This window comes from Streptomyces roseifaciens, from assembly GCF_001445655.1.
Classification (GTDB): domain Bacteria; phylum Actinomycetota; class Actinomycetes; order Streptomycetales; family Streptomycetaceae; genus Streptomyces; species Streptomyces aureoversilis.
On sequence record NZ_LNBE01000004.1, the window covers coordinates 357,388 to 377,213 of the forward strand.

The 19,826-nt window shown below is 71.5% G+C and carries 16 protein-coding genes; 9 read left to right on the plus strand and 7 right to left on the minus strand.

The window, feature by feature from the left end; genetic code table 11:
• Positions 1 to 77: 77 nt before the first annotated feature.
• Together AS857_RS18695 and AS857_RS18700 are read right to left on the minus strand one after the other, a co-directional pair.
• On the minus strand, positions 78 to 773 hold the full coding sequence (locus tag AS857_RS18695) for a hypothetical protein (RefSeq protein ID WP_058044451.1): 696 nt from the start codon (positions 771 to 773) through the stop codon (positions 78 to 80).
• Between the two features lie 70 nt (positions 774 to 843).
• Positions 844 to 1,629 (minus strand): hypothetical protein, encoded by a 786-nt coding sequence (locus AS857_RS18700; protein ID WP_058044452.1) that lies wholly within the window; start codon positions 1,627 to 1,629, stop codon positions 844 to 846.
• A 99-nt stretch (positions 1,630 to 1,728) separates the two neighbouring features.
• Between AS857_RS18700 and AS857_RS18705 the strand changes: the two genes are divergently transcribed.
• On the plus strand, positions 1,729 to 4,362 hold the full coding sequence (locus tag AS857_RS18705; protein ID WP_058044453.1) for a valine--tRNA ligase: 2,634 nt from the start codon (positions 1,729 to 1,731) through the stop codon (positions 4,360 to 4,362).
• A gap of 214 nt (positions 4,363 to 4,576) precedes the next feature.
• On the opposite strand, the gene AS857_RS18710 is transcribed toward AS857_RS18705, so the two are convergent.
• The 5 genes from AS857_RS18710 to AS857_RS18730 all read right to left on the minus strand — a co-directional run bounded on the left by AS857_RS18710 (position 4,577) and on the right by AS857_RS18730 (position 10,733).
• A complete protein-coding gene (locus AS857_RS18710; RefSeq protein ID WP_058044454.1) occupies positions 4,577 to 5,752 on the minus strand; it encodes a hypothetical protein in 1,176 nt (391 codons plus the stop codon).
• A gap of 204 nt (positions 5,753 to 5,956) precedes the next feature.
• A complete protein-coding gene (locus AS857_RS18715) occupies positions 5,957 to 7,321 on the minus strand; it encodes a glycosyltransferase family 2 protein (RefSeq protein ID WP_058044455.1) in 1,365 nt (454 codons plus the stop codon).
• Between the two features lie 256 nt (positions 7,322 to 7,577).
• Positions 7,578 to 8,708: a non-hydrolyzing UDP-N-acetylglucosamine 2-epimerase gene (gene wecB / locus AS857_RS18720; RefSeq protein WP_079110493.1), complete on the minus strand. Its 1,131-nt coding sequence runs from the start codon at positions 8,706 to 8,708 to the stop codon at positions 7,578 to 7,580.
• A gap of 121 nt (positions 8,709 to 8,829) precedes the next feature.
• Complete coding sequence (locus AS857_RS18725; protein WP_058044456.1) at positions 8,830 to 9,558, minus strand: response regulator transcription factor; 729 nt, start codon at positions 9,556 to 9,558, stop codon at positions 8,830 to 8,832.
• Positions 9,555 to 10,733: a sensor histidine kinase gene (locus AS857_RS18730; protein ID WP_079110494.1), complete on the minus strand. Its 1,179-nt coding sequence runs from the start codon at positions 10,731 to 10,733 to the stop codon at positions 9,555 to 9,557. Before AS857_RS18730 ends, AS857_RS18725 begins: the two co-directional genes overlap by 4 nt.
• A 167-nt stretch (positions 10,734 to 10,900) precedes the next feature.
• On the opposite strand from AS857_RS18730, the gene folC reads away from it, so the two are divergent.
• The 8 genes from folC to rodA all read left to right on the plus strand — a co-directional run bounded on the left by folC (position 10,901) and on the right by rodA (position 19,743).
• Positions 10,901 to 12,427 carry a bifunctional tetrahydrofolate synthase/dihydrofolate synthase gene (gene folC / locus AS857_RS18735; RefSeq protein ID WP_058044457.1) on the plus strand — a complete coding sequence of 509 codons (1,527 nt, stop codon included), beginning with the start codon at positions 10,901 to 10,903 and terminating at the stop codon, positions 12,425 to 12,427.
• A gap of 2 nt (positions 12,428 to 12,429) precedes the next feature.
• Positions 12,430 to 12,783 carry a DUF4233 domain-containing protein gene (locus AS857_RS18740; RefSeq protein WP_058044458.1) on the plus strand — a complete coding sequence of 118 codons (354 nt, stop codon included), beginning with the start codon at positions 12,430 to 12,432 and terminating at the stop codon, positions 12,781 to 12,783.
• Between the two features lie 116 nt (positions 12,784 to 12,899).
• The gene (gene ndk, locus AS857_RS18745) at positions 12,900 to 13,313 is read left to right on the plus strand and encodes a nucleoside-diphosphate kinase (protein ID WP_058044459.1); all 414 of its coding nucleotides are present in this window, start codon (positions 12,900 to 12,902) and stop codon (positions 13,311 to 13,313) included.
• A gap of 296 nt (positions 13,314 to 13,609) precedes the next feature.
• Positions 13,610 to 14,629 carry a rod shape-determining protein gene (locus tag AS857_RS18750; protein ID WP_058046895.1) on the plus strand — a complete coding sequence of 340 codons (1,020 nt, stop codon included), beginning with the start codon at positions 13,610 to 13,612 and terminating at the stop codon, positions 14,627 to 14,629.
• 215 nt (positions 14,630 to 14,844) lie between these two features.
• Complete coding sequence (mreC, locus tag AS857_RS18755; protein ID WP_058044460.1) at positions 14,845 to 15,777, plus strand: rod shape-determining protein MreC; 933 nt, start codon at positions 14,845 to 14,847, stop codon at positions 15,775 to 15,777.
• 2 nt (positions 15,778 to 15,779) lie between these two features.
• Positions 15,780 to 16,409, plus strand: a complete 630-nt coding sequence (mreD, locus tag AS857_RS18760) for a rod shape-determining protein MreD (RefSeq protein ID WP_058044461.1) — start codon at positions 15,780 to 15,782, stop codon at positions 16,407 to 16,409.
• Positions 16,410 to 16,414: 5 nt separating this feature from the next.
• Entirely contained in the window at positions 16,415 to 18,547 is a 2,133-nt protein-coding gene (gene mrdA, locus AS857_RS18765) for a penicillin-binding protein 2 (protein ID WP_420823986.1), read from the plus strand.
• On the plus strand, positions 18,544 to 19,743 hold the full coding sequence (gene rodA, locus AS857_RS18770) for a rod shape-determining protein RodA (RefSeq protein ID WP_058044463.1): 1,200 nt from the start codon (positions 18,544 to 18,546) through the stop codon (positions 19,741 to 19,743). The genes mrdA and rodA overlap by 4 nt, the downstream gene beginning before the upstream one ends.
• The last annotated feature ends 83 nt before the right edge of the window (positions 19,744 to 19,826 follow it).

Here is a 19,826-nt window from a genome sequence, read left to right on the forward strand (position 1 = left end):
CCGCTATCCTTCCGGATCTCTTAGGTGGTCCTTACCGTAGAGCGGCAACGGTTTCGGAACAGTTCTGCCCCGCACGGCTACTTCTCCTTGCGGACCTCGTTGCGGATCTTGGTCGTCAGCTCGGCCAGCCTGCCCGCGGGCAGGCCGTCCGACTGCCCGGCGTCGTCACCGCTGCCCATGGAGTGGCTGATGACGAGCCCGACGGCGCCCTTGTCGCCCCATATGCACTGGCTCGTGGTCTGCGAGTACTTCGTGTCGACGACCGTGAACGCCATCGTGTCCTGCTTGCACTTCAGGACGGCCCCGTCGAAGCCGCTCGGGCGGTAGTCCTCGTACTCCCCGCGCTTGATCTCGTCCCCCGGGGAGGGGGCGTCGTCGTCCTCGGCCATCCCCTTGATCATCTTGTCTACGGTCTTCGCCGGGGCCGGGATCGCGCCGTAGAAGCCGATGACCTGGAGGCCCTGCTTCTTGTCGTTCCTGTAGCCGGCGTTGTCGCCGTCCGCCTTCTCCAGGTCCAGCTTCTTCATCTCGGCGCGGTCCTCGGCGTCGAGGTCCTTCTTCTCCTTCTTGCCGGGGAGCCGCTTGTACTCGCCGTCCGCCAGCGTCTGCGGCATTTCGATCGTGTACGCGCCCGTCTTGTCGTCATTGCCGCTGACCATGTACAGGCCGCCGCCCACGAGGCCCACCAGTACGGCCAGGACTCCCGCCCCGATGCCGATCGCCTTGCCCTTACCGCTCGGCTGCCCGTACGGCGGCTCGTTCGTCCCGTTCATCGGATGGTCCCCCCACGTCTCTTTGTCGATAGAAGTCGGGGTACATCCTTTCTTGTCGTTTATTCAGCCCCTACCGCGGGGCCCGCGCCGCCCCCCGCAGTTCCCCCGTCGCCTCCGCCGCCTCCGAGATGCCCGCCCCTCCGCCCAGGGCCGCGCCCACGACGCCCACCGTGCTGTGGTCCGCCCACACGCAGTACGAGAAGGGCAGGCCCGCCCCGGTGCCGCCGTCCGCGGGGGTGAAGTGCACCGATTGGCACTTCATCACCGCATCGCCCGTGCCCTGCGGGCTCACCCGTACCGGGCTGCCCTCGATCTCCTCCCGCGTCCCCTGTTTCACCGGCTGTTCCCGCGCGTCCTCCGCCATCGCTTCGAACATGCCGTCCACCGCCCGCTCGGGGTCCTTCACTTCCCCCCACAGCCCGCTGTACATCAGCATTCCGCCGCGGGCGGGGCCGGACGCGTAGCCCGCCGTGACGCTCCCCGCGTCGCGGACGCCCAGGCGTCGCAGCCGCTCCAGGTGGTCCGCGCGGAAGGTGCGGTCCACGGGGGCGTCCCTGCGGAAGTCCCCCACGCGCTCCGGCGCCGTCAGCCGGTAGCGCGCGCCGCCGTGTGCCGCGCTGCCGTGTGCCGAGCTGCCGCCTCCCGTGAGGAGCAGAAAACCGCCCAGAAGTGTGCACATCGTGATGAGTGAACCGATCGCCACGGCGGCCACCACCTTGCCCCTGCCGCCACCCCGCCGGTCCGGTACCGGCGGCGGCCAGACGGCCGCGCCGTAGCCGCTCGGGCCGCCCGGCCGCGCGTAGGAGCGGGGCGCCGCCGGGAGCGGCTCGTACAGGCCGGCCTGCTGCTTGCTCATGGTTCTCTCATCGCTTCGCTGTCCGCTGAGGCGTCATCCTTGCCGATCCCGCGGGAATGGGTTCGAAACCCCCGCGCGTGCCCCCGTAGAATTCACCCCGTGACCGACAACACTCAGCGCCCCGACAGCGGGCACGCCGACCGCACCCCTGACCTGCCGACCCAGTACGCGCCGGCCGACGTAGAGGGGCCGCTGTACGAGCGCTGGGTAGAGCGGGGCTACTTCGAGGCGGATGCCAAGAGTGAGAAGGAGCCCTACACGATCGTCATTCCGCCGCCGAACGTCACCGGTTCCCTCCACCTGGGCCACGCCTTCGAGCACACGCTGATCGACGCCCTCACGCGCCGCAAGCGCATGCAGGGCTTCGAGGTCCTGTGGCAGCCCGGCATGGACCACGCGGGCATCGCCACGCAGAACGTGGTCGAGCGCGAGCTGGCCAAGGAGGGCAAGTCCCGCCACGACCTCGGGCGCGAGGCGTTCGTCGAGCGCGTGTGGCAGTGGAAGGCCGAGTCCGGCGGTCAGATCTCCGGGCAGATGCGCCGTCTGGGTGATGGCGTCGCGTGGTCGCGCGAGCGCTTCACCATGGACGAGGGCCTGTCCAAGGCCGTCCAGACGATCTTCAAGAAGCTCTACGACGACGAGCTGATCTACCGCGCCGAGCGCATCATCAACTGGTGCCCGCGCTGCCTCACGGCCATCTCGGACATCGAGGTGGAGTACCAGGAGGACGACGGCGAGCTCGTCTCGATCAAGTACGGCGAGGGAGACTCCTCCATCGTCGTCGCCACCACCCGCGCCGAGACGATGCTCGGTGACACCGCCGTCGCCGTCCACCCCGAGGACGAGCGCTACAAGCACCTCGTCGGCACCGAGATCGAGCTGCCGCTGACCGGCCGCCGCATCCCGGTCGTCGCCGACGAGCACGTCGACCCCGAGTTCGGCACGGGTGCCGTCAAGGTCACCCCCGCCCACGACCCGAACGACTTCGAGATCGGCCGCCGGCACGACCTGCCGAGCCTCACCGTTCTGGACGAGCACGGGATCATCACGGCCCACGGTCCGTTCCAGGGGCTCGACCGCTTCGAGGCCCGCTCCGCGATCGTCGGCGCCCTGCGCGCCGAGAGCCGGATCGTCGCCGAGAAGCGCCCGTACACCCACTCCGTGGGCCACTGCTCGCGCTGCAAGACGACCATCGAGCCGCGCCTGTCCATGCAGTGGTGGGTCCGGACCGCGCCGCTGGCCGCGGCCGCGAGCGACGCCGTCCGCAAGGGCGACGTGAAGATCCACCCGCAGGAGATGGAGTCCCGCTACTTCGGCTGGGTCGACAACCTCCACGACTGGTGCATCTCGCGCCAGCTGTGGTGGGGCCACCGCATCCCGGTCTGGTACGGCCCGGACGGCGAGATGGTCTGCGTCGGCCCGGACGAGCAGCCGCCGGCCGGCGAGGGCTGGCACCAGGAGACCGACGTCCTCGACACCTGGTTCTCCTCGGGCCTGTGGCCGTTCTCCACCCTCGGCTGGCCCGAGAAGACCGAGAGCGTCGAGAAGTTCTACCCGAACTCCGTCCTCGTCACCGGCTACGACATCCTCTTCTTCTGGGTCGTCCGGATGATGATGTTCGGCCTGTACGCGATGGACGGCACCCCGCCGTTCCACACCATCGCCCTGCACGGCATGGTCCGCGACCAGTTCGGCAAGAAGATGTCGAAGTCCTTCGGCAACGCGGTCAACCCGCTCGACTGGATGGACAAGTACGGCTCCGACGCCGTCCGCTTCACCCTTGCCCGCGGCGCCAACCCCGGCGTCGACGTGCCGATCGGCGAGGACTGGGTCCAGGGCTCGCGCAACTTCGCGAACAAGATCTGGAACGCCACCCGGTTCGCGATGATGAACGGCGCCACGGTGGAGGGCGACCTGCCGCCCGCCGAGCAGATGTCGGCCACCGACCGCTGGATCCTCTCGCGCCTCAACGCCGTCGTCGCCGAGGTGGACGCGCTCTACGACGACTACCAGTTCGCGAAGCTCTCCGACGCGCTGTTCCACTTCGCGTGGGACGAGGTCTTCGACTGGTACGTCGAGCTGTCCAAGACCACCTTCCAGAAGGGCGGCGCCGAGGCCGAGGTCTCGCGCCGCGTCCTGGGCGAGGTCCTCGACGTCACCCTCAAGCTCCTGCACCCGGTCGTGCCCTTCGTCACCGAGACGCTGTGGACCACGCTCACCGGCAAGGAGTCCGTCGTCATCGCCGACTGGCCCAAGGACAGCGGCTTCCGTGACGCGGCCGCCGAGCAGGAGATCGCGACCGTCCAGCAGGTCGTCACCGAGGTCCGCCGCTTCCGCTCCGACCAGGGCCTGCAGCCGGGCCAGAAGGTCCCGGCCCGGCTGGACCTGACCGGCACGGCGCTCGCGGCCCACGAGGACGCGATGCGTTCGCTGCTGCGCCTGCAGCCGGCCGGCGAGGGCTTCGCCGCCACCGCCTCGCTGCCCGTCGCCGGTGCCACCGTCGCCCTCGACCTGTCCGGCACGATCGACGTCGAGGCCGAGCGCAAGCGCCTGACCAAGGCGCTGGCCGCGGCCGAGAAGGACAAGGCGCAGTCCACGGCCAAGCTCGGCAACGAGGCGTTCCTGGCCAAGGCCGCGGAGGCCGCCGTGGAGAAGATCCGCAAGCGGCTGGAGACGGCCGATGCCGACATCGAGCGGATCAGCTTGCAGCTGGCGGGTCTGCCCAAGGGCTGAGTCGGCGCCGCCGGGATTTGAGTGGCCCCCGTACCCATGGGTACGGGGGCCACTCGCATGTCTACGGCTGCCTGCCGGGGTGCGGTTCCTTCACTGCGGGCCGGTGGGGGCTTGTCGCGCAGTTCCCCGCGCCCCTTACGGGGCGCGGTTTCGAAGCGCGCGCCCACGCGGCGGAGCCGCAGATTGACACGGCCCCGCGCCCCTTACGGGGCGCTCAGCGAGCCGCCCACGGTCGCGTCCGGTTCGGGTCCCACATCGGGCCCCATGGGCCCTCCACCGGGCCCTCGTCCTCCTCGGCGAGGGGCCGGCGGCGCCGCCGGCGCCGGTGCTGCGGCCAGAACAGTACGTACGCCGTCGACACCGCCACGAAGCCCAGCCGGATCAGGCCCTTGGCCGACTCGTCGGGTACGACGAAGACGCTTCCGTAGAGCACGATGAGCGCGATCCAGCTCCACCACGGCACGAGGCGGCGCTGTCCGCACACGTCCCAGAGCAGGGTGCCGAGCAGCACCGAGGCCGTGTAGTAGGTGTAGACGCTGGGGTCGAGGAGGATGCGGGCGTTCGCGCCCAGCAGCACGACCCCGGCCCAGCGGCCGCGCCACACGGCGACCGCGCCCAGCGTGAGGCCGAGGGCGGCCTGGGCGGGGCGGGCCCAGTCGGGGGTCACGGGGGTGTTGCCGCCCAGCCAGCGCAGCGCGGAGGCCGGGTTGTTGGGGATGGTGAACTTCGCCGCGGCGAAGGAGTCCGGGGCCGCGAGGAAGAACGGCAGCCAGGCGACGGCCAGCAGGGCCGCGCACCAGAGGACCGCCCGCAGCCAGCGGTCCCGCGGGAGGGCGAGGATCAGCGGTACGAAGGCCAGCGCCGTCGGCTTCGAGTCCATCGCCAGGGCCAGGCAGACGCCCACGGCGGCCGGGTTGCAGCGGGTCAGGAACCACACGGCCAGCGCGGTGAAGAACAGCGCCAGGACGTCGTCCAGGTGCCCGAAGCGGACCGACACCTCGATCCACATGGGGATGAACGCGGCGCCCGCGATGAGGACGCGCTGCCGCAGGCGCTGGTGGTTGGTGCCGGTGCCCAGGAAGTGGATGGCGGCGCTGCGCCCCGCGAGCACCACGATGACCAGTCCCAGCGCGGACATGAAGGCCGCCGACAGGAACTGGCCGGTGTGCTCGGAGAACGGGTTGAACAGGCCCGCCACCAGGAAGCTGATGGGGCCCATCTGCAGCTCGGGGTGGTGGGCGTAGAGGTTGAGCCCGCCGGTGCCGTCACCCGACGCCCCCTGGTAGATCAGCTCGCCGCCGGTGCGCAGGTAGTGCCAGGAGAAGCCGCCGTTGGGCTCCACCAGGGCGAACCACAGCACGGTCCACACCGTGAGCAGCAGCAAGTGCATCCGTGTGCTGATTTCCGGTACTCGTACCCGCACCGCACAACGCTCCCGTTCCGCTGCCCGGACCTGCTCCGGACATGTGTCACCGGGGGTCAGATGGCGGAACGGGGGCGGAGGTTGCGCTGTGGGCCAGAAGTGTGACCCGGTTCATGGTTTACCCGATTTGCGCGACGCCTCATCGTCCTCTCGGGCGCGAGTGACGTGTTGTCAGCTCTCGATCGCGACCGGGCCCGACGTGACCACCTCCGCGTTGCGCCGCGTCTTCGCCCAGCCGTTGCGGCCGCGCAGCATGCGGACGAAGCCGCGCGCGGACGCCGGGAAGAGGTGGTACGCGTACAGCCACAGGGCGAGCCCCCACAGCAGGGCGGACAGCAGCGAACGGTCGGACGCGCGGTCGCGGCGGTAGACCGGGCCCCACAGCACGAACGGCAGCACCGAGACGACGGCCAGGCCCAGCACCAGCGGCCACAGCGCGAGCATGCCGCCGAACGCCTCGCCGACGCCGTCCTGCGCGGCGGTCAGGCCCAGCAGGGCGAACATGACGGCGCACAGCGCCAGGGTCACCAGGTGGGCGACCGGCTGCAGGAAGGTGTAGAGCGTCTCCAGGACGCCCTTGCCGCCGTAGTGGCGCGAGGAGACGATGCGCGGCGCGTAGCGGACGCACTGCAGGTTGCCCTGGGCCCAGCGGGTGCGCTGGGTGAGGAACCGGCGGGCGTGCGGGAGGCCCTCCTGGGAGACCCAGGTGTCGGCTATGTGGGATATCCGGTCGCCGTTGAGGATCATGTGCAGGCCCAGCTCGTAGTCCTCCAGCAGCGCGCCGCGCTGCCAGGGGCGGCGCTCGGCGGCGGCGATGCGGTCCAGGGCGGCGAGCCGGGTGAACTGGCCGTTGCCGCCGAGGCCCACCGAGCCGGTGCGGCCGCGCAGCAGCTGCATGCCGGCGTTGGAGACGGAGAACTCCATGTCCTGCATGCGGACGAGGAGGCGGGCGAAGGCGTTGCGGGCGCGGCCGCGGTCCGGCAGCGGGCGCGGGTCCCCGGCGTTGCGCATGCGGACGCTGACCTGCACGCCGCCGGTCTCCGGGTCGCCGAAGCCGGCCGGGCCGCTGACGCGCTCCAGCGCGTACGGGTCGAGCTGGCCGTCGGCGTCGATGACGCAGACGACGACGCGCTCGCGGTCGGTGTCCTTGGACAGGAACTGGTTCAGCTCGTCGTAGGCGGCGTTGAGCGCGGCGCCCTTGCCCTGGCGGGCTTCGGGGCGCACACGGCTGACCAGGTGCACGCGGCGGTCGGTCTCGGCGAGCCCGGCGACGATGGCGCCGGTGCGGTCGTCGCTGTCGTCGTCGATGACCCACACGTGAGCGCGCGGGTGGTCGGTGCGCAGGCGTTCCACCGTGGTGCCGACGACTGCTTCCTCGTCCCGGCACGGGACGAAGAAGTGCCAGTCGAAGGCGCCGGGGTCGCCGTTCTCCGCCTCGGGGCGGCGGAGGTAGGCGTGGCGGGCGCCGGCCCAGTAGAGGAGGAAGCAGGCGAGGAGGAAGAAGGGGAAGGCGAGGAGGAAGGGGCTGGAGAACACGGGTTCTGCTCCGGGGGCTTTCGGCGGGTACGGCACCGCCGGTCACGTGCGTGGGGGTTGCTCGCCGTTGCGGCGGAGGAAGAGGCCCCGGTCCCGCCCTTGCACCGTTTCGTCCTCAACGCCGGACGGGCTGGATGGTGCCCTGCCGGGCACTCTTCAGCCCGTCCGGCGATTGAGGACGAGCGCGTTCAGCGCGATACGGGGGTCCGGGGGCTTGCTCCCCGGTTACGGGAAGGGGCGGGGCTGGGGAATCCCCCTACGCGGCTGCCGCCAGCTGCTGCGGTGCGGCGATCGCCGTCAGGAGCGTCACGATGCGGTCCGAAGCCAGGCCGTCCCCGAAGGGGCTCGGCAGCGAGGACAGGCGGGCCAGACCCTCCGGGCCCTCCGCGAGGCGGCGCACCGCGGCCTCCCCGATGGCGCGGCCCGGCGCCACCAGGTCCGCGAAGTCGGCCATCGCCTCCGGCCGCTCCGTGGAGCGGCGGACGACCACCAGCGGGCGGCCGAGGACCGTGCACTCCTCCTGGATGCCGCCGGAGTCGGAGACCAGCAGCGCCGCGTGCCGGGCCAGGGCGAGGAACTCGCCGTAGCCGAGCGGGCGGGTGACGGTCAGGCCCGCCAGCAGGTGCTCCAGGCCGGCGGCCTCGACGCGGGCCCGGGTGCGCGGGTGCAGCGGCAGAACGACGGGCCGGCCGTCGGCCACGAGCGCGGCGAGCTCGGTGAAGATGGCCCGCAGCGCCTCGGGGGAGTCGGTGTTCTCGGGGCGGTGGATCGTGGCCAGGACGTAGGAGTCGGCGGTCAGGCCGTGCAGCCGCAGCAGCTCCGCGCGCTCGGAAGCCGACGGCAGCTGCCCCTGTACGGCCTCGACGACCGTGTTGCCGGTCACCGCGATGCGGGCGTCGTCGACGCCTTCGGCGAGCAGGTTCGCGCGGTTGTCCTCGGTGGCCGCGCACAGCACGTCGGCGATGCGGTCGATGAGGACGCGGTTGTGCTCCTCGGGCATGTTGCGGTCGTGGCTGCGCAGGCCGGCCTCGACGTGCAGCAGCGGGATGCCGCGGGCGTTCGCGGCGAGCGCGCCGGCGAGGGCCGCGTTGGTGTCGCCCTGGACGACGACGGCGAGCGGCGGCTCGGCGGTGAACAGTTCGTCGAGCTGCGCGAGGGCGCTGGAGATCTGGACGGCGCGCGGCTGCCCGCCGACCCCGGTCAGGAACGTCGGCTCGGGCAGGCCCAGCTCGGTCAGGAAGCGGCCGGACAGTTCCTCGTCGTAGTGCTGACCGGTGTGCACCAGGTGGGCGGCAGGGCCCAGGAGGCGTACGAGGTCGGTGAGCTTGACCAGCTCGGGGCGGGTGCCGAGGACGACGGCGACGCTACGGGCGGGCAGGGACTGCACGAGGTGACTCCTGGGGCCGGCGGGCTGTGACAGCTCACGACCTTGCGGTGCCTCGGTTGCACCCCTGGGGTGACTTCGGTTGCCGGACGGTTGCGAATCGCCCGAAGCGGGCCGGAAACCCTCAGAAGGGACCTTCGCCCTCCCCGTCCCCGGGACCTTCGCCCCCGCCGTCGGCCCGGTAGCGGTAGCCCAGGCCCCGTACGGCCTCCAGCGGGTCCGCGGCCTCGTCGCCCGCGGCCTGCCGCAGCTTGCGCCGCAGCCGCAGCACGGCGAACTTCACCCGCTCGCGGCCGGTGCCCTCCGGGTCGTCCCACACCCGGTCGAGCAGCTGGTCGGTGGTGATCACCCGGCCGCGGTTGCGGACGAGCACCTGCAGCAGCCGGTACTCGATGTCGCTGAGCCGGGCCTCGTGGCCCTGCCAGACCGCCGAGCGCCGCTCGGGCACGAGCCGCAGCCCGTCGTCGAAGGAGTCGCCGGCCCAGCGGGTGGGGGCGGTGCGGCGCAGCAGCGCCTCGACGCGCGCGAGCAGCTCGTCGTTGCCGAAGGGCTTGGGCAGGTAGTCGTCGGCGCCGGCCCGCAGGCCGCGGACCCGGTCGGTCTCGGCGCCGCGGGCGGTGAGCAGCAGGACGGGCAGGTCGCTGAGGTCGCGGGTGCGCTCCAGCACCTCCCAGCCGTCGAGCTGCGGCAGCCCGATGTCGAGGAGCATGAGGGCGGGGCGCTCGGCGAACAGCAGCCGCAGCCCGTCGCGGCCGTTCCCGGCGTGGGCGACCTCGTAGCCCGCGCGGGTGAGGAGGGTGCGCAGGGCGAGGGCGAGGTCGGGATCGTCCTCGACGACGAGCACGCGGGTCACGGGGCCTCCTCCGTTACCGGTGCGTCCGGGCCCGGTGCGTCCGGTGCGTCCGGCGGGCCCGCGACCGGCAGCCGGATCAGGAAGGAGGCGCCCCCGCCCGCGGCGTCGCCGACGGTGATCGTGCCGCCGTGCAACTGGACGATCGCGCGGCTGATGGCGAGTCCGAGACCGGTGCCGGGATAACCCCCCGTACGTGCGTTCGGGGCCCGGACGAAACCATTGAAGATCTCTTCGCGGAATTCCTCCGGCACGCCGATTCCGGTATCCGCGACTTCGATCTCCCAGAACTCGCCGCGCGGTGCCGCCGTGACCGAGATCCGGCCACCCGTGGGGGTGTATTTCGCGGCATTCTCCAGAAGATTGGCCAGGACGTTCTGCAGCCGGTGCCGGTCACCCCTCAGGACGGGCCCCGCAGTGCACTCCAGAACGGTGAACAATCCCGCTTCCCGTGCCGTGCCCATCCGGTCGAGGACGGCGTCCAGCAGCATCCGGTCCACCTCCACGGCCCCGAATTCCGGCTCCAGGCCCGCGGTGGCCCGCATCCGGGTGGTCAGCAGCAGGTCGGAGATCACCCGCTGCATGCGGTCGGCGTTGCGCCGGACGGCCTCCAGGAAGGAGGCCTGCTCGTGGGTGAGGGCGCCGAAGGCGGGGTCGGTGAGCAGTCCGCAGAAGCTGATGATGGAGGTGAGGGGGGTGCGCAGCTCGTGGGAGGCGGCGGCGGTGAAGGCGTTGCGCTGCCGGGCGAGCTCGGTGAGCGCCACGTTGTCCCGCTCCAGGTCCCGCTCGCGCCGCTTGCGCTCGGTGATGTCGTCGTAGGTCCACAGGGCGCCCAGGTAGGTGCCCTCGTGGCGCAGCGGCTCGATCACGCGGCGGAGGGTGCGGCCGTCGGGGAGGGGGATCTCGGCCGTCCGGTGGACGTGGCGGCCGCCGGGGACGCCGCCGGGGGCGAGGGCGGTCCGGCCGTCCAGGTCGAACATGCGGTGGAACCTCCCGTTGGCCGCGAGCACCTGCCCGTCCGGGCTCTGCACGGCGGCGCCCGAGGGCAGGGCCTCCAGGAGCGCGTCCAGCAGCGCCTGCGGCCGGACCCGGTCCCGGTCCTCGCCCAGGTCCTCGCCCGGGCCCTCGCCCCGGTTCCTGCCCCGGTCCTCGCCTTCGCCTTTGTCCTCGGACGGCATCCCGCTCACCCAGCTCCGGCTCTTTCCCGTCAGGACTCCCGTAAGGGACATTCCGGAAAAACCGTATGACATGACTGCAGGGTGCGCCCGTGCGGCGGGAGGCGACGCGAGGGCCGCCGCGACGCCTGCCGCCCGCTCCGTCGTACCCCCTCCGTAGACTGGTCCGCGTGAGCGAGCGCCCCCTGAACGACGACAACGGCAGCACCGGCCCCGAGGGCGATGACCGCTTCGCGGAAATCGTCGATGCCGAGACCGAACGCGACCCCGACCTCGCCGTCATCGAGGCCGGCAGCCGGACCCTGCGCGCCCAGGCGGGGCCGCCGCAGGGCGACATCCCCGCCCGCCCCGAGGACCCCGAGACCGACCGGGCGCTGCGCGAGGTCGAGACCGAGCTGGCCGGCCGCTGGGGGGAGACCCAGCTCGACCCCTCGCTGGTCCGCATCGAGGCCCTGATGGACATCCTGGGCCAGCCGCAGCGCGCCTATCCCGCGATCCACATCACGGGCACCAACGGCAAGACCAGCACCGCCCGCATGATCGAGTCGCTGCTGGGCGCCTTCGACCTGCGCACCGGGCGCTACACCAGCCCCCACGTCCAGTCGGTCACCGAGCGCATCAGCCTCGACGGCGCCCCGATCTCCGCCGAGCGCTTCATCGAGACGTACCGCGACATCCAGCCGTACGTCGAGATGGTCGACGACCGCGAGGAACACCGCCTGTCCTTCTTCGAGGTCATGACGGCCATGGCCTACGCGGCCTTCGCCGACGCCCCGGTCGACGTGGCCGTCGTCGAGGTCGGCATGGGCGGCACCTGGGACGCCACCAACGTCGTCGACGCCGGCGTCGCCGTCGTCACCCCCATCTCCCTCGACCACACCGACCGCCTCGGCGCGACGCCCGGCGACATCGCCGCCGAGAAGGGCGGCATCGTCAAGCAGGACGCCACCGTCGTCCTCGCCCAGCAGCCGGTCGACGCGGCCCAGGTGCTGCTCAAGCGCTCGGTCGAGGTCGACGCCACCGTCGCCCGCGAGGGCATGGAGTTCGGCGTCGTCTCCCGCGAGGTCGCCGTCGGCGGCCAGCTGCTGACGCTGCGCGGCCTGGGCGGCGAGTACCCCGAGCTCTTCCTGCCGCTGTACGGCGCCCACCAGGCGCACAACGCCGCGGTCGCCCTGGCCGCCGTCGAGGCGTTCTTCGGGATCGGCTCGCAGCACGCCCGCACGCTCGACCCCGACACCGTCCGCCGCGCCTTCGCCCAGGTCACCTCCCCGGGCCGGCTGGAGGTCGTGCGCCGCAGCCCCACCGTCGTGCTGGACGCCGCGCACAACCCGGCCGGCGCGCAGGTCACGGCCGAGGCCGTCACCGAGGCGTTCGGCTTCAGCCGCCTCATCGGCGTCGTCGGCGCCAGCGCCGACAAGGACGTCCGCGGCCTGCTGGAGGCCTTCGAGCCGGTCTTCGCCGAGGTCGTGGTCACCCGTAACTCCACCCCGCGCTCCATGGACCCCGACGAGCTCGCGGCCATCGCCGTCGAGGTCTTCGGCGCCGAGCGCGTGCAGGTCGAGCCCCGTCTGGACGACGCCCTGGAGGCCGCGATCACCCTCGCGGAGGAGGAGGCCGAGTTCTCCGGCGCGGGCGTCCTCGTGACCGGCTCGGTGATCACGGTCGGCGAGGCCCGGCTGCTCCTCGGAAAGGGCTGATCATGCGAATGCTGTGCGCCAGCACTCTGATCGGTGAATTCTTCGTCATCGGGTTCGCCGGCCTGGTGGCCATGCAGACCTCCGACCTCTCGGCGGGGACCGTGTGGGCCGTCAGCGGCACGGCGATGGTGCTCAGCGTGCTGCTGTGCGGCATGCTCACCCGGCCCGGCGGCGTCCAGCTGGGCTGGCTGCTGCAGATCGGCCTGGTCCTGAGCGGTTTCATCGTCCCGATGATGTTCATCCTCGGGGTGGTCTTCGGCGGCCTGTGGTGGGCCTCGGTCCACTTCGGCCGCAAGATCGACGAGGCCAAGGCCCGCTTCGCCGCCGCTGCGGCCTCGGCGGCCGACGCCGCGTAGCCCCGAGGTCCACGGTCCGAGGGTCCCCCGGCGCCGGCCGGGGGAGGGTACCGGGTGCCCGCGGCACCCCTGTAGCCTCTGCGGCACTACACCCTGTCCCTGCAAGGAGCCGCAGTATGAGCCAGCGCACCCTCGTCCTCCTCAAGCCGGACGCCGTCCGCCGTGGTCTGATCGGCGAGATCGTCGGCCGTATCGAGCGCAAGGCGAACTGGACGATCGCTGCTCTGGAGCTGCGCACCCTCGACCGTGCCACCCTCGCGCAGCACTACGCCGAGCACGAGGGCCGGGACTTCTACGAGCCGCTGATGGGCTTCATGGCCTCCGGCCCCGTCGTCGCCATGGTCGTCGAGGGCGAGCGCGTCATCGAGGGCGTGCGCGCCCTGGCCGGCCCCACCGACCCCATTTCGGCCGCCCCGGGGTCCATCCGTGGTGACTTCGGCACCATCACGCGCGAGAACCTCATCCACGCCTCGGACTCCGAGGACTCGGCCCAGCGGGAAATCAAGATTTTCTTTCCCGGTCTCGCCTGATAGCTCTTCAGGCCCGGAGCCTTTCCGATCAGGGGCGACCGATTTAATTTCGGTCGCCCCTGGCATATGCGCGGCGAACGAGGGAACCTCTCACTCCGACACGACGTCACCATTACTGGGGGAGGCTCGACTTCCGCCGACAATGGCGGAGGAACCCTCGCACCGCGTTCGACCGGTCGAGACTACGATGAGAGCTTCCGCGCCCGCGGCGCACCGCAGCAGCAGCACACCCTGCCGACCTCAAGTAAGCACTCGCTCCAGCTGGGAAGGCCAGACGTATCCTCATGGGGAACAACATGTCGTTCATCGGCCGTGACATGGCTGTCGACCTCGGGACCGCCAACACGCTGGTGTACGTCAGAGGCCGCGGAATCGTCCTCAACGAGCCATCCGTCGTCGCCATCAACACCAACACCGGCGGCATCCTCGCGGTGGGTGCCGAGGCGAAGAAGATGATCGGCCGCACCCCGGGCAACATCGTCGCGGTCCGGCCGCTGAAGGACGGCGTGATCGCCGACTTCGAGATCACCGAGCGCATGCTCCGCTACTTCATCCTCAAGATCCACAAGCGGCGCTGGATGGCCCGGCCCCGCGTCGTGGTCTGCGTCCCCTCGGGCATCACCGGCGTCGAGCGGCGCGCCGTCATCGAGGCCTCCACCCAGGCCGGCGCCCGCCAGGTGCACATCATCGAAGAGCCCATGGCCGCCGCGATCGGCTCCGGCCTGCCCGTCCACGAGGCCACCGGCAACATGGTCGTCGACATCGGCGGCGGCACCACCGAGGTCGCGGTCATCTCCCTCGGCGGCATCGTCACGGCGCAGTCCATCCGCGTCGCGGGCGACGAGCTCGACAACGCGATCATCCAGCACATCAAGAAGGAGTACAGCCTCCTCCTCGGTGAGCGCACCGCCGAGCAGATCAAGATCACCATCGGCTCGGCCTACGACCTGGAACAGGACGAGCACACCGAGATCCGCGGCCGGGACCTGGTCAGCGGTCTGCCCAAGACCGTCGTGATCTCCGCCGGCGAGGTCCGCAAGGCCATCGAGGAGCCCGTCAACTCCATCGTCGACGCCGTCAAGACCACCCTCGACAAGTGCCCGCCCGAGCTCTCGGGTGACGTCATGGACCGCGGCATCGTTCTCACGGGCGGAGGCGCCCTGCTGCGCGGCCTCGACGAGCGGCTGCGCCGGGAGACCGGCATGCCGATCCACATCGCCGAGGACCCGCTGGACTCCGTCGCGCTGGGCTCCGGCAAGTGCGTCGAGGAGTTCGAGGCCCTCCAGCAGGTCCTCGACGCCCAGCCGCGCCGCTGACGCGCCCGCCCTCCCGGCGGGCCTTCCGGGGTGCCGTCGCCGGGCGTCGTTCCACCTGCCGGGGGACGCCGCCGCACCCCCTCGGCAGCGGCCGGCGCCGACGCCACCGGCGTACCGCCGTTGCCGGGAAACAACCTGATATACAGGCACAACGCTCCGGATGACCGGCCCGCCCCGCAGCCCGCCGGTCCTACGAGAAGGGCACGCCGCCGCACGTGAGGGACACACGAGAGAGCCGGCTGCTGCTGGTGCTGCTGGTCGCCATCGCCTTCGCACTGATCACGGTCGACATCCGTGGCGGTGAGCGGTCCCCGCTCGACGGCGTCCGGCACGTGGCAGCCTCCGTCTTCGGGCCCGTCGAGAAGGGCGTCGCCTCCGCGGTCGACCCCGTCGGCAACGCCGTGGCGGCCGTGCGTGACTCCGACGAGCGGCACAACCGGATCAGCGCCCTGGAGCGCGAGAACACCGGCCTCAAGCAGCGCCTCGGCAGCGACGACCGCAACCGCGGCCGGGCCGCCGAGCTCGACGCCATGCTCAAGACCGCCGGCCGCGGCCAGTACGGCATCAAGGGCGCCCAGGTCATCGCCATAGGCGCGGCCCAGGGCTTCTCCTGGACCGTCACCATCGACGCCGGCAGCCGCGACGGCATCAAGCGCGACATGACCGTCCTCAACGGCGACGGCCTCGTCGGCCGCGTCACCACCGTCGCCCGCGACACCGCGACCGTCCTGCTCGCCAACGACCCCAAGTTCACCGTCGGCACCCGCATGGAGAAGAGCGGCGAGCTCGGCTTCGCCAACGGCCAGGGCGCCGGCGTCCTGCGGGTCGAACTGCTCAACGGCAAGGCGGCCGTCCGCCCCGGCGACCGCCTGGTCACCTTCGGCTCCAGCAAGGACAAGCCGTTCGTCCCCGGCGTCCCCGTCGGCGAGGTCACCCGCGTCGAACCCGCCGGCGGCAGCCTCACCCGCACCCTCCAGGTCCGTCCCTTCGTCGGCTACAGCAAGCTCGACATCGTCGGCGTCGTCGTCGAACCCCCGCGGACGGACCCCCGCGACACGGTGCTCCCGCCCAAACCGGAAGCACCCAAGCCCACGCCCACCGTGACCGTCACGGTCACGCCCTCCGCGAGCGCCAAACCCGAGGACTGACGATGCGCCTCAACCGGATCCTGCTCTCGACCGCGCTCGTGGTGGTCGCCCTCGTCGTGCAGGTGACCGTCCTGGCACGGCTCCACCTGCCGGGAGCCGTGCCCGACCCCCTGCTCCTCGTCGTCGTCGGGCTCGCCCTCGTCCACGGCCACACCAACGGCGCCGTCATCGGCTTCTGCGCCGGTCTGCTGGCCGACATCGCCCCACCCGCCGACCACGCCACCGGGCGCTACGCCCTGGTCCTGTGCGTCATCGGCTATCTCGTCGGCCTCGCCCGGCCGGAGACGGGCAAGCTGCGCTCGGCCACCGTGCCCATGCTCGTCGTCGTCGCCGCGGCCGTCGCCTCCACCCTGCTCTACGCGGGCGTCGGCTCCCTCGTCGGCGACACCGCCGCCCGTAACGTCGGCCTCACCAGCCTCGTGTTCACCGCGGCCCTCTACGACCTGCTGCTCGCGCCCTTCGTCGTGCCGCTCGTCATGGCCATGGCCAGGCGCGTCCAGCCCGATCCGCTGTCCGCCGACGGCCCCAGCACGATGGGCGGCTCCCGCACGAACCGCGTCGGCGGGCAGCGCACGGGCATGCGCGCCGGCCTGCGCCGGCCGAGCCGGCTCAAGGGGGTGAAGCGCCTGTGAGCAGCATGTCCGACGGCGGGGGCACCTCGCGGGTCGCGATCCGCCTCATCGTCATCCAGATCCTCGTCTTCTCCCTCCTGCTCACCCTCGCCGGCCGCCTCTGGTACCTCCAGATCCGCAACGGCGACGAGTACACGGCCGAAGCCGCCGACAACCACATCCAGCAGGTCGTCGCCCCGGCCACCCGCGGCTCGATACTGGACGCCCGCGGCGTCCCCCTCGCCGACAACGAGACCCGCCTCGTCGTCTCCGCGAGCCGCACCGACCTGATGAAGATGAAGGACAAGGGCAGGACCGTCCTCACCCGCCTCGCCGGAGTGCTCGGCATGAAGCCCGAGGACGTAGCCGCCAAGGTCCGGCTGTGCGACGCCAAGACGCCCAAGCCCTGCTGGGCCGGCTCGCCCTACCAGCCGATCCCCATCACCGACGAGGCCACCACTCAGCAGGCCCTGCAGATCCGCGAGCGCGCCGAGGACTTCCCCGGCATCACCGCCGAGCCCACCGCCGTCCGCCGCTACGCCGGCCCCGGCGGCTCCAACACCGCCCAGGTCCTCGGCTACCTCTCGCCCGTCACCGACGAAGAGATCATCAAGGCCAAGGCGGGCCGCTCCCCGCTGCTCCGCTCCGACCAGGTCGGCCGCTCCGGCCTGGAGCGCCAGTACGACTCCCAGCTGCGCGGCAAGGCCGGCGTCACCCGCTACGAGGTCGACAACCTCGGCCGCGTCATCGGCAAGGCCAGGAGCGACAAGGCCGTCCCCGGCTCCAACGTCGTCACCAGCATCGACGCCCGCGTGCAGGCCATAGCGGAACGGGAGCTGGACCAGGCGATGAAGGACGCCCGCAAGGAGGTCGACCGCAACACCGGCACCAACTACAAGGCCGACGCCGGAGCCGTCGTCGTCATGGAGGCGAAGACCGGCCGCGTCGTGGCCATGGCCTCCAACCCCACCTACGACCCCAACGCCTGGGTCGGCGGCATCTCCGCCAAGGACTACCAGAACCTCACCGGCAAGGACTCCGGCTTCCCGCTGCTCAACCGGGCGATCCAGGGCCAGGCCGCCCCCGGCTCGATCTTCAAGGTCGTCTCCGCCACCGCCGCCGTCAAGGCGGGCTACGGCTTCAACGACAACTACAACTGCTCCGCCTCGTACAGCATCGGCAACCAGGTCTTCAAGAACTTCGAGTCCAAGGGCTACGGCCCCATCAACCTCGGCCGGGCCCTGGAGGTCTCCTGCGACACCGTCTTCTACGACCTGGCCTACCGCCAGTGGCAGAAGGACGGCGGCAACAACCCCAAGCACCCGGCGGACTGGTTCTACAAGACCGCCCACGAGTTCGGCCTCGGCAAGGAGACCGGCATCGACCTCCCCAACGAGGTCACCGGCCGCATCCCCGACCGCGAGTGGAAGAAGAAGTACTGGGAGGCCAACAAGGACTCCTGGTGCAAGCAGGGCAAGACCGACGACAGCTACGCCGGGCAGATCGCCAAGGAGAACTGCGAGTCCGGCATGCGCATGCGCGCCGGTGACTCCGTCAACTACTCCATCGGCCAGGGCGACACTCTCGTCACCCCCCTCCAGATGGCCACCATCTACGCCGCCATCAGCAACGGCGGCACCCTCTGGAACCCCACCGTCGGCAAGGCCGTCATCAGCCCCGACGGCAGGACCGTCCAGGAGATCGCCCCGAAGCCGCACGGCAGGCTGCCGTTCGACGGCAGGACGCGCAACCAGATCGACGCCGCCCTCGCGGGCGTCGCCACCCAGGGCACCGCCGCCTGGCGCTTCGAGGGGTGGCCGCAGAAGGAGATCCCGATGCACGCCAAGACCGGCACCGCCGAGGTCTACGGCAAGCAGACGACCTCCTGGTTCGCCACCTACACCGGCGACTACGCCGTCGTCATGACGATCGCCCAGGGCGGCACCGGCTCCGGCGCCTCCGGCCCCGCCGTGCGCAACATCTACAACGCCCTCTACGGCGTCGACGACAAGGGCAAGGTCGACGCCAAGAAGGCGCTCCTGCCGCACCCCCAGGCGGGCCTGCCCAAGGTCGAGAAGGACGGCACCATCGAGGCCCAGCCCATCGAGCCGCCCCCGCCCAGCCCCTCGGCCCGGAAGGAGGAGGAGAAGGACACGTGACCGCCACCGACGGCTACCGCGCCCGCCGCTACAGCCCCGAGCGCTCCGCCTGGGGCCGCCTCACCGCCCGCGACTCCGTCCTCCGCCGCCTGGACTGGGTCATGGTGTGGGCCGCCCTCGCCCTCTCCGGCATCGGCACCCTGCTCGTCTACTCGGCCACCCGCAACCGCACCGAGCTCAACCAGGGCGACCCGTACTACTTCCTGCTCCGCAACATCCTCAACACCGGCATCGGACTGGGCCTGGCCATCGGCGCCGTCTGGGTCGGCCACCGCGCCCTGCGCGGCGCCGTGCCCATCCTCTACGTCATCTCCGTCCTGCTCACCGTCGCCGTCCTCACCCCGCTCGGCGCCACCATCAACGGCGCCCGGTCCTGGATCCAGCTCGGCGGCGGCTTCTCCCTGCAGCCCTCCGAGTTCACCAAGATCACCATCGCGCTGGGCATGGCGATGCTGCTCGCCGGGAAGGTCGACGCGGGGGAGCGGCTCAACCCCGACCACCGCACCGTCGTCGAGGCCCTCGGCCTCGCCGCCCTGCCCATCGTCATCATCCTGCTGATGCCCGACCTCGGCTCGGTGATGGTGCTCGTCGTCATCGTCCTCGCCGTGCTCCTGGCCTCCGGCGCCTCCAACCGCTGGATCGCCGGGCTGCTCGGCACCGGCGTCCTCGGCTGCGTCCTCATCTGGCAGCTCGGCGTCCTCGACGAGTACCAGATCAACCGCTTCGCCGCCTTCGCCAACCCCGCGCTCGACCCCTCCGGCGTCGGCTACAACACCAACCAGGCCCGCATCGCCATCGGCTCCGGCGGCCTCCTCGGCTCCGGCCTCTTCCGCGGCTCCCAGACCACCGGGCAGTTCGTGCCCGAGCAGCAGACCGACTTCATCTTCACCGTCGCCGGCGAGGAGCTCGGCTTCGTCGGCGCCGGTGCGATCATCTTCCTCGTCGGCGTCGTCATCTGGCGCGCCTGCCGCATCGCCCGCGAGACCACCGAGCTCTACGGGACGATCGTGGCGGCCGGGATCATCGCCTGGTTCGCCTTCCAGTCCTTCGAGAACATCGGGATGACGCTCGGGATCATGCCGGTGACGGGCCTGCCGCTGCCCTTCGTCTCCTACGGGGGGTCGTCGATGTTCGCGGCGTGGATCGCGATCGGGCTCCTGCAGTCGATCAAGGTGCAGAGACCCGTTTCGGCCTAGCGCCTGTCCGGGGCGCTCCGGCCGGGGCGGCCGCGCATTCCGCCGGTCAGCCACAGCGTGGCCGGCCGGCGGTGCCGAATCCG